Genomic DNA, 13,067 nt, shown 5'->3' with positions numbered 1-13,067 from the left:
TTCGTACTTTTGTAATTATTTAAACAATGAAAAAAAACAGCAGCTGCAATTTAGAATCTTGCTTGATGTGCAGGCATACCTTACCTGAGTGGCATGCTGCAATTGGTAGCCATAAACGAAATTTCGTTGCTAAAAAGGGCGAAGTTATTATTAAGGAAGGTGAACCTGTAACAGGCGTCTACTTTGTAACATCTGGCAACGTTAAGGTTCATAAACATTGGGGCGATAAAGAACTTATAATCCGTTTTGCAAATGATGGTGCTATTTTCGGTCATCGGGGAATTAGCACAGCCAACAACAGTTATCCAATTTCTGCAACGGCTTTAGAAACGACTTCTCTTTGTTATGTTGATATCGAATTTTTCAAAACCTCGCTTAAAGTAAACCACGATTTTGCTTACAATTTATTAATGTTTTATGCTGATGAACTGCAAGCTTCAGAAAAGAAAATGAGAAACCTGGCGCTAATGTCGGTAAAAGGCAGGTTAGCTATTGCAATATTAAGCCTCAAAGAACAATTTGGATTGAATAGTGAGGGTTTTTTAAACCTGGCTTTAAGTCGGCAGGATTTGGCGGCTTACACAGGCGCAACCTACGAAACAGTGTTTAGAACGATGAATGAACTGCTTGCCGAAGACCTCATCCATGTTAAAGATAAAATGATTGGCATTTTGGATGAAACTAAACTGCTGGATTTGAGTAATAAGTAAATGATGATTGGAGTAGTTTTATGCGGCGGACAAAGCTTAAGGATGGGAACCGATAAAGGTTTATTAAACCATCAGGATAAACTTTGGGCAAAATTGGCTGCTGATAAATTGACATCCATTGGTTTACAAGTTAAATTCTCTGTTAACCCAACTCAGGAAGAAAAATACAACAACTATTTTGATAAGGCGCATCTAATAACAGACACTCAATCACTCGATTTGAAAGGACCTTTGCTCGGGGTTTTGTCGGCCCATTTAGTAAACCCAAATGATGATTTGTTTCTACTGGCTTGTGATATGCTGTTAATGGAAACTGATGTTTTGGAGAAATTAAAACAAACTTTTGCTGCATCTAAGGCTTTCGAGGCTTATATTTTTATAAAAAACGAGCAGCAAGAACCATTGTGCGGAATTTATACTTCAGCAGGCTTGAAAAAAATATTGCTTATGCTTCAAAATGGTAAGTTGAATAAGCGTAGCATGAAGTTTGTTTTATCAAATTTAAAGGTTTGTGAAATTATTGTTGAGGATAAGGATTATCGTTGTTTTGATAATTTTAATTCTCATGCAGAGGTTAATGAACTATAGCACCATCAGCTCCGATTGCTCAACTCGCACAAAACTACCTTTATCTGCTTCACAGAGGCTACAACAATAATCCTCTGGTAAATTGTTAAAAGCTGTGCCTAGCGAGATGTTATTTTCCAGTTCTCCAAGCTGCTCATTGTAAACCGTCAAGCAATTGCTACATTGGTAAAGCACAATTTTGTCCTTGCTTGATAAATCTTCGGTTTTCGTATTAACTGATAGCTGGTTACTTTTTAAAGCCATTTGGCGCTGCTTATAAAATTTATAAACCGCTCGTCTAATCTGCTCAGGCAATATTAAACGTAGGTTGCCGCGACTAAAAATCTCTCCAGTACGTTCATTAGGATTAAAATCTTTTGCACAAAGAATATCGTAAACTGGAAATAATTTTATCTCCCATAAATGAATCACGTATCGTTTTCGGATTAAAATACTACTAAAAATTTCGCTCTTTTTTCGGATTTTAATGCCAAAGCAAATACCGAAAGTTCGGGTATCGTTAATACTTAAATGCTTAACCAAAAAATTCTTCAATTCCAGTCCTTCCAAACAATTATCTTCTACCTGAAAATTGAGTTCGTTTGCAGCATGGCGCATATTAAGTTCAAATTCCTCCAGTAAATCATTCCAGAGTTTTTTATCTTTTTCTTCGATGCCTTTTACCATAATGGTTTTCCATGAAGTGCAACAAAACTGACCAAGTTTGGTATCTAAACACAACTGGCATAGGCGTTTCAAAAAAGCTATACTAAACAATTCATCTCTACGGTAAATGCCCAGCCAATATTTATTGTTGTAACGGTTTAAACCTTCATAATAAGGTAAATTGAAGGTTGATAACGCAACGGGTTTTTCGGCAATTTTAAGTACAAAATCTTCCTGATTTAAATAGGCAAAAAGTGCTTCGCCATTGGCGGTTTCGTTATCTATAAATTGCGATGGATAATCCGTAATAATCTTTTCAATCGCCTTGGTTAGTTTTGCAATGTGGTTGGTGTAGCAAAGCTGTTTCCACTCGTAAATTACGTTGGTTTTTGGAAAACGGATAATTAAATGCCAGTAATGTTCCGCCTGCGATGATGCAATCCAATTAATATTCCCTGTAAGCATAGGCGTAAAACTCTGGTTGCTATCGCAAATGTTTACCTTCACTTTAGGCTTGTAATCAATATCATCCAGAATATCTTTATAAATACCGCCCGTTAACCAACTGTTGCGAATAAAAATTTCTTCCGATGGATAAGAACTGATAATATTTGGCGAATTATTATTATCAACTTCGTAAGCAATGCCCAATTTATCCAATTCAACCGTAAAATCTGGCAGGTTATAATTTACGGTATCAACCAATAATTGTTGGCGCAAACCGAATCGAACAAATGCAATTTTCGCCTTACTGGCTGCCACCAATATATTGTACAAATTGCCAGGAGAAATAATCCCGCCAGGAAAGTTGATGATAATTGTTTGGTCCATTTTTACGTGTTAATTAAGCCAAATTCTGCTACCGCCTTCGGGAAATTCATGTTCTCATGCCCTGGTCGGCAAAGTTTTAGCAAAGCAAATCTTTGTATGTCAGTGAGGTTTTTCCATTGGCTGATGGAGATTTCCAGATTTAACTCGGCCGATTTTTCCATCAGCATTTGCGGAATTTGCGCTAAGTTATTCCAAGCTGGTTGTGTATCTACAGCGAGTTCTGTTGCGCTTTTTCCGGTATAAATCTTAATCAGGTTGATTAGATATTTTCGATATTCAGCAGTTTCTATTGTATTGGTAATGGGCAAAAGAGCCAATTCTATTCTTTCCGTTGGATGAAATCGACACCATTCGCCAAGCTTTAGTTTTATGCCTGACAAATCCAGTTTAAAACGAACCACCATTGGAATACAGCGAACGTTTTCTTCCATAAAATCCTCTTCGAATTTAAAATATTCAATGCCTTCGAGGCTAATAAATTCAGATGGTTCCAGTTCTAATTTCATCATTATTTTAAATTTTATTCAGCCAATGCAACTTCTGGAGCTGTTTTTAGCACGTTAACAAACGAATCGAGAATAGCTTTAACTTCAGGGCGACAACTTCCGCAGCCCATTCCTGCACCTGTAAGCTGGCAAAGTTGTAAATGATCTTTACAGCCATCCTTTATTTTATTAATTAGATTGCCTTCCCCCACATTGTTGCAGCTGCAAACCGTTTTTCCAATAATTGGTTCGGCAGTTTTGCCACTTCTTAATAGTTGAAGCCTTTTTTCACTCAGCTCCATTTTATTTTCAATAAGGTTTCTAAACTCCAGAAACTCACTTTTATCGCCAACTAATATGGCGCCCACTAACCTGTCGTTATGTACAATGCACTTTTTATAATAGCGTTTGGCCTTATCAATAAAGGTAATTTCCTCGTAAGTTGGGTCGTTATCGGGTACTTCTGCCAAACCTAAGGAGCATAATTCCAGACTGTGCATTTTTAAAATATTCATCAGCAGGCTGCCCTGATAAAACTTGGCAATATCGCCACAAATAAACCTGGCCACAATTTCGGCCTGTTGCTCTGCCGCAGCGGTAATGCCATACATTTGCCCTTTAAATTCAGCAATTTCGCCAATGGCAAAAACATCCTGCTCGCTAGTTCTCAAATATTCATCAACCTTAACACCTCTCTTGCATTCAATGCCAGCATCCTTAATTAATTCGGTATTGGGTACTGTGCCGATAGCAATAATCAGCGATTCGCAATCGATTGACAAACCACTTTTCAGGCGGATGCCAGATATGTTTTTTTCGCCAATTACTCGGTCAATTTCATCATTATAAAAAATCTCGATGCCTTTACTAATCAGTTCTTCATGTAATAACTGACTTGCCAAGCCATCCAATTGCCTGCCCATCAACCGCGAAATCCGTTGAATCACACTTACTTTCGAGCCTGTTTCGGCAAGCGATGAAGCCAGCTCAATGCCCAATAAACCGCCACCCACAATAACTACTTTTCCATTAGTTGCAGCGGCATGTTGTTTAAAACTATCAGCATCATTTCGGCTTCTCATGGTAAATATACCATTAAGCGGCGGAATATCCTTTAGCATAAAAGGCCTGCTTCCAGTAGCTAAAAGCAAAATATCATATTGGTGGATTTTGCCCTTGCTATCAACAACCGTTTTATCAATTCTGTTGATTTTATCGATGCCTAAACCGCGATGGAGTTTAATTCTGTAATCAATTTCCTCGCTATCGCTCATTTTTATCAGGTTGTGCCACGGCAAAGTGCCAATAATATAATCGGGCAAAAGTACACGATTATAAAACGGAAAATCCTCCTTACTGAAAATCTCAATATCATCTTCACTATTTAAAGCCCTGTAGCTTTTTACAAAACCACAGGCACCTGCTCCAGCCCCAATTACAATTACTTTTTGCCTCGGTTTTTGATAAAGTTTTACCTCAACGGCAGTAAATTTAAAATCGGGTTCTTTGCTTTGTGGGTCAACCAGATTACTGGTTAAGTTATTTACCCGATTTAAATCGCTTTTTAAAATTTTGCCCCAATGCATCGGCATAAAAACAACTCCAGGTTTAATGTCGGTCGAAAATTTTGCTTTCAAACGAACATTTCCACGCAAGCTGTTCATTTCCACTACATCATTATCCTTAATATTTCTTTTTTCCGCATCTGCGGGATGAATTTCCAAAAAGGATTCGCTAATGTGCTGATTGAGTTTGTTTACTTTACCTGTCTTGCTACGGGTGTGCCATTGGTCTCTTATTCTGCCAGTGGTTAAAATCAGCGGATGCGCTGGCGTTAATGGTTCCGATTGATTTTGGCCATCAAAAGAGATGATGTTTGCCTTTTTATCAACCGTAAAAAACTGATGATCTTCAAATAATCTTGCCGTTCCAAAGGCTTTTTCTTGTTTGGGATAAGGCCATTGAACGGCTCTTTTCTCTTTCAGAATTTCATAATTCAATCCGCTGATATCTATATTCGTACCTTCCGTAAGTGCGGCATGTTCATCGTAAATGGCTGCAGCATTCTTAAAATCGAAACCTTCAAAACCCATTTTATGAGCAAACCTGCAAATAATTTCAGCATCAGGTAAGGCTTCGCCAGGCGCTTGTATCACTTTGCTTAAATACGAAATGTAACGCCCGGCATTGGTCATTGTGCCTTCCTTTTCTGCCCATGCTGCTGCCGGCAAAACCACATCGGCATATTTTAGGGTTTCAACAGTATTGCTAATATCCTGCACTACCACGAACTTTGCCTTTTTTAAGCCTTCTTCTGCTTTTCTAACATCGGGCAAACTAATTAATGGATTGGTGCATAAAATCCAAATTGCTTTCAGCTTCCCGGTATTCAACTCATCAAACATTTCGGTAGCGGTAAGTCCAGGTTTTGGCTGAATGGTACCCAGAGGGATTTGCCAGAATTTTTCTACCTCATTGCGGTGACTTTCATTGTTTAAATTTCGATGAGCGGGAAGCAGATTGCTTAAGCCGCCAACTTCTCTGCCACCCATTGCATTCGGTTGGCCCGTAAGCGAAAAAGGTCCGCTGCCAGGTTTGCCGATATGTCCAGTAATTAAATTGAGGTTAATGAGCGATAAATTTTTGTTCGTACCGACCACGCTTTGGTTGAGGCCCATTGTCCACATCGTAATAAAACCATTCGCATTGCCAATAAAAGAAGCTGCCAAACGGATGTCGCTTTCCTCAATTCCACAAATATCGGCAGCATCTTTTAACGAAGTTTCGAAAACAGTTGACTGATATTTTTCAAAACCATTAGTGCTTTTTGCAATAAAATCAAGGTCGATATGTCCATCTTCAATTAAACATCGGCCAATGGCATGATGCAAAGTAATATCCGTACCAGGATTAAGCTGTAAATGAACATCGGCAAGCGAACAGGTTTGTGTTCTGCGTGGGTCGCTTACAATAATTTTCAGGTCCGGATTTTTCTCTTTCGCGGCCTCTACCCGTCGCCACAAAATAGGATGGCACCAGGCAGGGTTTGCGCCAGCCACGAAAATACAATCGGCAATTTCAATATCATCATAACTAATGGGAACGGTATCTTCGCCCAGACTCATTTTATAACCCACAACCGCACTGCTCATACATAAGCGGCTATTGGTATCGATGTTGTTGCTGCCGATAAAACCTTTAATCAATTTATTTACAACATAATATTCTTCGGTTAAACATTGTCCGCTGGCGTAAAATGCAACGCTATCTGGACCATGTTTTGCAATTAATGCCTTAAAAACCATCGCTGTGCGTTCCAATGCCTTACCCCAACTCACTTGTTGTAATGGCATATTTTTATTGTACCTCATAGCGGGATAAAGCAATCTATCGCTTTTATCGTTCGCGGTGTAATGCAAATTCATGCCTTTGCTACACAACATTCCTTTGTTTACGGGATGGTTTTTATCGCCCTCAACAGTAATGCGTTCCTGATTATCTTTACTAAGTACAATGCCGCAGCCAACCCCGCAATAGCAGCAGGTTGTTGTATTATTGGCAAATGTGTTGTTTTCTGTATTCAAGATAATCAGGAATAAGTTGTGTTTAAATTAGTTACCTGTAGCAAAAGCCAGTTCTTCTATTTTTGACTTCTTTTGAGCCATTACCGTTCTGAAAATAAAAACAGCAACGCCGATTCCCAGAATGATATAACCCAATAATGTGAAGGCGGAGGTATAATTTATCAAGTCTTTTTGAACCGTCTGCCCGTTTTCGATCACGTTTTTGGTTAAGTGACTGGCTTCTGATTTAAACATGAAAGCGATGAGCATTGCACCGATATTGCCACCTGCACCTACAATTCCTGCAACGCTACCTACCGCAACAGGGTTGATGAAGGGAACCAAACTGTAGGTAGCACCGTTGGCCATTTTTAAACTCAGGCCAAAAACAAACATCATAAAAATAGCCATCCCGATGTTGCCAGATTTGGCAAACCAGATTAATCCAATACCTTCAATTAGTAGTAAAATGGATAAGAGCAAAGTTTTACCATCAAAGCCCCAAACTTTGCCAATTTTATCGGCAACAATGCCGCCCATTGGTCTGGCGAAAATATTTATCCAGCCAAAAATACCAGCTACCAAACCTGCAATAGCGATGGTTGCACCAAAGGAGTCGGTAAAGAAGATTGGCGCAAAATTATCAACAGTAATTTCTACACCAAAACAGGCGGCATAAGCAATGGTTAAAATCCATGTTCGGTAATCTTTTGCAGCAATAAGAAATGTGTTTTTGCTGCTTTTAATGGTTTCGTCTTTCAGGTTTTTGAAATCTCCTTGTGGACTATCCTGAGTGTAACGGTAATACAAAAATGCACAGACTAAAAGCATAACGCCAGGGAAAATCATCGCATAACGCCAGCTATCTGCAGAACTGCAAAAGCCTAAAGCCGTTAATGCTGATGCAATTAGTGGCATAAATACGTTCGCTGCACCACCACCTGCATTGCCGAAACCACCAGCGGTGGCGTTTGCTGTGCCTTTAATATTTGGCGCAAACATGATGGAGGTATGGAACTGTGTAATTACGAATGATGCACCGATTACGCCAATGGCTAACCTGAAAAGTAAAAATGAAGTGTAAGATTGGCTGGTGCCGATAAGTAAAACTGGAAGGGCACAAAGTACTAGTAGCCAGGTGTAAATAATTTTAGGGCCGAATTTATCTATCAATCTTCCGATTAAAAGGCGGGCCAGGATGGTTGCCGAAACGGATGCGATTTGGATATTTCCAACCTGGTCTTTTGTGAGATGCAATTGTTCTCGGGCTATTTTCATTAATGGTGCCATCCCGAACCATGCAAAAAAGCAAAAGAAAAAGGTAAGCCATGTAATGTGAAAGGTTTTCATTTGAACACCTTTGAGCGAAAATATATTTAGTTTATCGAGTGGTTTGTTGGTTGTTTGAGCTGTCATGGGGATTGGTTTAGATTTTAAGGTTGATTTGAATTAAAATTTGTAACCCAGGCCTGCACCCAAGTTCCATTCGCCGTTTTTGGCCACTGTTTTAGCATTGTAGTAAAAAGGTAACTGCACTGCAAAATGATGAAACACTGCGGTTAATCCGAAGCCTAAATTTGGTGTTACTAAACTGTTTTTAGTAGCTCCAGCAGCAACTTTATCTTCCTTAAACCTAAGTGTTGGAAGCAAGCCAGCAGCAACTGAAAATGGTTTTTTAGTAAATTTTACACTCGGCCCCGTACAATTGATGTACGCACCATTATCTACATAACCTGCTATGATTGTTCCATCAAAAAGGCTGAATTTTGTTTGTGCTTTGGCTCGAAATGAAAGCAAAGCTATAGCAAGGCAGCTTAAAAAAGCCACATAATTGTTGATTTTCATAATTTTAAGTTTAGTGTTAAGCGGTTAAGCTGCTAAGCATTTAATGCAATGTAAACCGTTCCGTTTTCTACTTTTACGGGATAGGTTTTAATGGCACATTCATCTCCACTCAAACATTCGCCAGTTTTTAATGAAAAATTCTTTTTATGGAACGGACAAGCTACCTTAGGTTCATCGGTAATGGTTCCAATCATGCCTCGGCTTAAAGCCATTTGTTTGCGGTGCGGACACTCATTTTGAGTGGCGTACCATTCATTTCTTCGGGTAAAATAGAAGAGCGCAATTTGCTCCTCACCATGTTTTACGCACACCCCTCCGTTTTCTACTGCATCCTCAACACGACATGCGGCTAACCAATTTGTTGTTGTTTCTGCCATAATTGTTTGGTTTTGGTTGATAATTTGTTGGTTGATTTTATATTTGGTTAGACTGATTTCCATTCCGGAGTGCATTTTTGCCCACGCATCTCTACAAATTCTATTGTTGGGTCTTTTTCTTCTGGCGCATTAACAAAGTGCGAAAAGCGTTTTCTAATGGCGGGATTTTCTACCGCTTCTTTCCATTCGCATTTGTACGTATCTACTAATCTTTCAATTTCTGCTTCCCATTTTTCGCCCATGCCTAGGCTATCGTTAACTACCACATTGCGTAAATATTCCATTCCGCCTTCCATTTTGTTTAGCCAGGTTGCGGTTCGGGTTAATGGGTCGCCTGTGCGGATGTAAAACATTAAAAAACGGTCGATGTATTTGATGCAGGTTTCGCTGTCTACATCAGCTGCAAGCAATTGAGCGTGTTGTGGTTTACTACCGCCATTGCCGCATACATATAGGTTCCAGCCTTTTTCTGTGGCGATGATGCCAAAATCTTTGCTTTGTGCTTCCGCACACTCACGAATGCAGCCGCTTACCGCAGATTTAAATTTGTGCGGCGCCCTGATTCCACGGTAACGTTCTTCAATACGGATGGCAAAACTTACGCTATCGTGCAAACCAAATCTACACCAGGTGCTTCCAACACAGCTTTTCACCGTTCTTAAACCTTTGCCGTAAGCATGTCCGCTTTCAAAACCAGCAGCAATTAATTCTTCCCAGATGATTGGCAAATCGTTTAGGTGTGCGCCGAACATATCAATTCTTTGTCCGCCTGTAATTTTGGTATATAGGTTATATTTTTTGGCTACTTCGCCAATTACAATTAATTTTTCGGGTGTAATTTCTCCACCCGCAACCCGGGGAACAATAGAGTACGAACCACCTTTTTGGATATTGGCTAAAAACCTGTCGTTACTATCTTGTGCGGTATCGTTTCCTCTTTTAAGAATCATTTCGTTCCAAAGACTTGCCAATAAGGAAGATACTAAAGGTTTACAGGTTTCACAACCGTCAGATTCGCCGAGTTTATCCAAAACTTCATCGTAGCTTTTTAGCTGATGGATGTGAATCAGGTCATACAATTCCTGGCGGCTGTAATTAAAATGTTCGCAAATTACGTTTCGAACATATTTGCCTTGTGCTTTCAGGGTGTGAAGCATCAAATCTTTTACCATCGGCATACAGCCACCGCATCCAGTTCCTGCTTTGGTACATTTTTTAATGCTATCAATTGTTTCGCAACCTTGTTCGGTGATCGAATTGCAGATATCTCCTTTGGTAACGCCTTCGCAACTGCAAATTAATGCAGCATCTGGTAAGCTTTCGATGCCTGCGCCAGCTTGTTCGCCGCCACGGCTGCCCAAAATCAACTCTTCAGGATTTTCGGTTAGCACAATTCGGTTAACACTGGTTTGCAACAGCATGTTGTATGCTGTTGCGTCGCCAATTAAAATACCTCCTAAAAGGTACTGCCCGTCATTACTAATGTTTATTCTTTTATAAATGCCCTTATGTTTATCTTCAAAAACGATGGTTCGGCAATCTGGCTCGTTAATAAAAGGGTCGCCGAAACTGGCTACATCAATGCCTATTAATTTGAGTTTTGTGCTCATATCAAAGCTTTTGAAAGATTTGCTTTGTGCGCAAAGATTTGATGCCAGCACTTCCGCCATTTCATAACCTGGGGCAATCAAGCCGTAAATCATTTCTTCAAAAAGGGCGCATTCGCCAATGGCAAAAACGCAAGGGTCGCTGGTTTGCATTTCGGTATCTACAACAATTCCGCCTCTTGTGCCAACGTTAATGCCGCATTGTCTGGCTAGTTCATCTCTTGGTTTTATCCCTGCTGATATCACTAGCATATCAATTGCCATTTCGCTGTCATCGCTAAATTTTAATCCACTGATGCTGGTATCGCCTTCAATGCTACTCGTGTTTTTGTTGAGGTGTATTTGCAGGCCTAAATCAACCAACATCGATTTCAGCATTTCGCTTCCAGCCAAATCAATTTGTCTGGGCATTAAGCGAGGTGCAAATTCGATGATGCTGGTTTCTTCTATACCCAAATCTATTAAGGCTTTGGCTGCTTCTAAACCCAATAAACCACCTCCAATTACCGAAGCTTTTTTAGCATTTTTTGAATAGGCTGAAATTAAATCAAGGTCTTCGATGGTGCGATAAACAAATACGCCTTCTTTTTCTATTCCTTTAATATTAGGTACAAATGCTGCAGAGCCAGTGGCAAATACCAGAAAATCATAATTAAAACTTTCTCCAGATAATGTAAAAACGGTTTTAGCCATTCTATCTATTCCAGTGACTGGATTGTTTAAGTAAAGGTCAATCTCTTGTTCCTCGTACCAAGTCGCTGTCGACATACAAAGATCTTCAGCTGTTTTGCCATTAAAGTATTCACTTAAATGAACCCTGTCGTAAGCTCGTCTGGGTTCTTCTCCAAAAACAATTAATTTAAATGAATCAGACTTAGATTTTAGCTTTTCGCAGAATTTGTATCCTACCATGCCATTACCAATTACAATTACTTTTAATTTATTCATGGTTTTTAAGTTTTTTGTAGTTTTGAATGATTTTTTCATTAAAAAATTATAAAATTTCAATAGATATAATTTTCAAAACTCATTTATCATTAATTTTTTAAAAATAAAACTATATTTATTAATATTTATATGATAATTGATATCCAAATATATGTTTTTGTTTTACAATTTTTATAAAAACATGATTTTTATCATAAAATATTGTAAATATTAATAATTTTTAATCACTTTTATAAATAAATAGTTATTTCGTTAAAAATAAACAGATTAAAATGGAAGATTTTGGACTTTTTATAATGGGTGCGGGTCCTGGAGACCCAGAATTATTGACAATGAAAGCCTATAATGTATTGAAAAGAGCAGAAGTTGTGTTATACGACAATTTAAGCAACGATAAATTACTGGAAATTGCTCCAATTGGCTGCAAGATGGTATATGTAGGTAAAAAACCTTACGAAGGTTGCACTCCTCAAGAAAAAATCAACGAATTAATTGTAAAATATGCCAAAAAACATAAAATTGTAGTCCGTTTAAAAGGCGGCGATCCATTTATTTTTGGTAGAGGATTTGAAGAATTGCTTTACGCCGAAAGCCACGGAATTGAATCTCAATACATTCCAGGGATTAGCAGCATGCAGGGTTCGGGTTTTATAGATGTTCCTTTAACGCACCGTGGCATTAGCGAAAGCGTATGGATTATCACTGGAACTAAAAAAGACGGAAGCTTATCGAATGATTTGTCGTGTGCGATGAAAACTTCGGCCACCGTTGTTATATATATGGGTATGCGAAAACTTGCAGAAATTTCAACAGCATACAAAAAAGCAGGCTTAGGTTCTACGCCATCGGCAATTATTCAGCATGCTACATTGCCACATCAAAAACAAGGCACATGCGAAATTAAAGATATTCAGGAAATGGCTTTAAGAGAAGGCTTGGCTTACCCTGCAATAATAATTATCGGCGATGTAGTTAAAGCAAGAGAAATCGTAGCTGCACAGCATTATCCATTACACAACAAAACATTGAAGATAACTGCGTAATATGTTCTTTGATATCTTCCTTTTGGTGACGAATCTGTACCGTCCTGAATTTACTTGTCATCTAGTCTGATACGGGTTTTCCTTTGTAGTTTATTAAAGGTAAAATTTCCCCAAAAACGATCAATTTTTCGAGTTAAAATGAAAATAGTTGATTAGGCTTTATTTTTTTTAACAGTATAAATCAATTATGTTGGGTATTTATAAACTAAGGGTAGGAATATTTTATCAATTCTAAGCTTTGAAGTTTGTTGCTTAAAAAAACTATTTAAAAAAGTACGGTATCCCTAAGGAATACCGTACGATTGGGTCGACAAAGGTTCGGATAAGCAATAAATTTTTAGCTGATTTGAAGAGAATTGGGGGTTCCGCTAAAAGTGGCCACTGGTTTTCATCCATCGTGGCCATCTTTTTCGGCCTATATTGTT

At 38.7% G+C, this 13,067-nt stretch carries 10 protein-coding genes; 3 read left to right on the top strand and 7 right to left on the bottom strand.

Annotated features, from left to right (window positions below):
• Positions 1 to 26: 26 nt before the first annotated feature.
• Both H9L23_RS06260 and H9L23_RS06255 read left to right on the top strand, forming a co-directional pair.
• Positions 27 to 710: a Crp/Fnr family transcriptional regulator gene (locus tag H9L23_RS06260; protein WP_187594155.1), complete on the top strand. Its 684-nt coding sequence runs from the start codon at positions 27 to 29 to the stop codon at positions 708 to 710.
• Complete coding sequence (locus H9L23_RS06255) at positions 711 to 1,298, top strand: molybdenum cofactor guanylyltransferase (RefSeq protein WP_187594154.1); 588 nt, start codon at positions 711 to 713, stop codon at positions 1,296 to 1,298.
• On the opposite strand, the gene H9L23_RS06250 is transcribed toward H9L23_RS06255, so the two are convergent.
• The 7 genes from H9L23_RS06250 to nirB are packed head-to-tail and all read right to left on the bottom strand — an operon-like array spanning position 1,293 to position 11,638.
• Positions 1,293 to 2,774, bottom strand: coding sequence for a rubredoxin (locus H9L23_RS06250; RefSeq protein ID WP_187594153.1), 1,482 nt, complete (start codon positions 2,772 to 2,774; stop codon positions 1,293 to 1,295). The two genes, H9L23_RS06255 and H9L23_RS06250, sit on opposite strands and share 6 nt — an antisense overlap.
• A gap of 2 nt (positions 2,775 to 2,776) precedes the next feature.
• The gene (locus H9L23_RS06245) at positions 2,777 to 3,283 is read right to left on the bottom strand and encodes a nitrate reductase associated protein (protein ID WP_223191041.1); all 507 of its coding nucleotides are present in this window, start codon (positions 3,281 to 3,283) and stop codon (positions 2,777 to 2,779) included.
• Positions 3,284 to 3,294: 11 nt separating this feature from the next.
• Positions 3,295 to 6,843, bottom strand: coding sequence for a nitrate reductase (locus tag H9L23_RS06240; protein WP_187594152.1), 3,549 nt, complete (start codon positions 6,841 to 6,843; stop codon positions 3,295 to 3,297).
• Between the two features lie 27 nt (positions 6,844 to 6,870).
• Positions 6,871 to 8,238, bottom strand: a complete 1,368-nt coding sequence (locus H9L23_RS06235) for an MFS transporter (protein ID WP_187594151.1) — start codon at positions 8,236 to 8,238, stop codon at positions 6,871 to 6,873.
• Between the two features lie 33 nt (positions 8,239 to 8,271).
• Entirely contained in the window at positions 8,272 to 8,667 is a 396-nt protein-coding gene (locus H9L23_RS06230) for a hypothetical protein (RefSeq protein WP_246474864.1), read from the bottom strand.
• Positions 8,668 to 8,699: 32 nt separating this feature from the next.
• A complete protein-coding gene (nirD, locus tag H9L23_RS06225; protein ID WP_187594150.1) occupies positions 8,700 to 9,044 on the bottom strand; it encodes a nitrite reductase small subunit NirD in 345 nt (114 codons plus the stop codon).
• Between the two features lie 47 nt (positions 9,045 to 9,091).
• The gene (gene nirB, locus H9L23_RS06220; RefSeq protein WP_246474863.1) at positions 9,092 to 11,638 is read right to left on the bottom strand and encodes a nitrite reductase large subunit NirB; all 2,547 of its coding nucleotides are present in this window, start codon (positions 11,636 to 11,638) and stop codon (positions 9,092 to 9,094) included.
• A gap of 233 nt (positions 11,639 to 11,871) precedes the next feature.
• Here nirB and cobA point away from each other — a divergent pair, with 233 nt between their 5' ends.
• Positions 11,872 to 12,642: a uroporphyrinogen-III C-methyltransferase gene (cobA, locus tag H9L23_RS06215; RefSeq protein ID WP_187594149.1), complete on the top strand. Its 771-nt coding sequence runs from the start codon at positions 11,872 to 11,874 to the stop codon at positions 12,640 to 12,642.
• The last annotated feature ends 425 nt before the right edge of the window (positions 12,643 to 13,067 follow it).

The organism is Pedobacter roseus, assembly GCF_014395225.1.
Taxonomy (GTDB): domain Bacteria; phylum Bacteroidota; class Bacteroidia; order Sphingobacteriales; family Sphingobacteriaceae; genus Pedobacter; species Pedobacter roseus.
The sequence above is the reverse complement of the archived record's forward strand: the minus strand, read 5'-3'. Positions and strand labels throughout refer to the sequence as shown.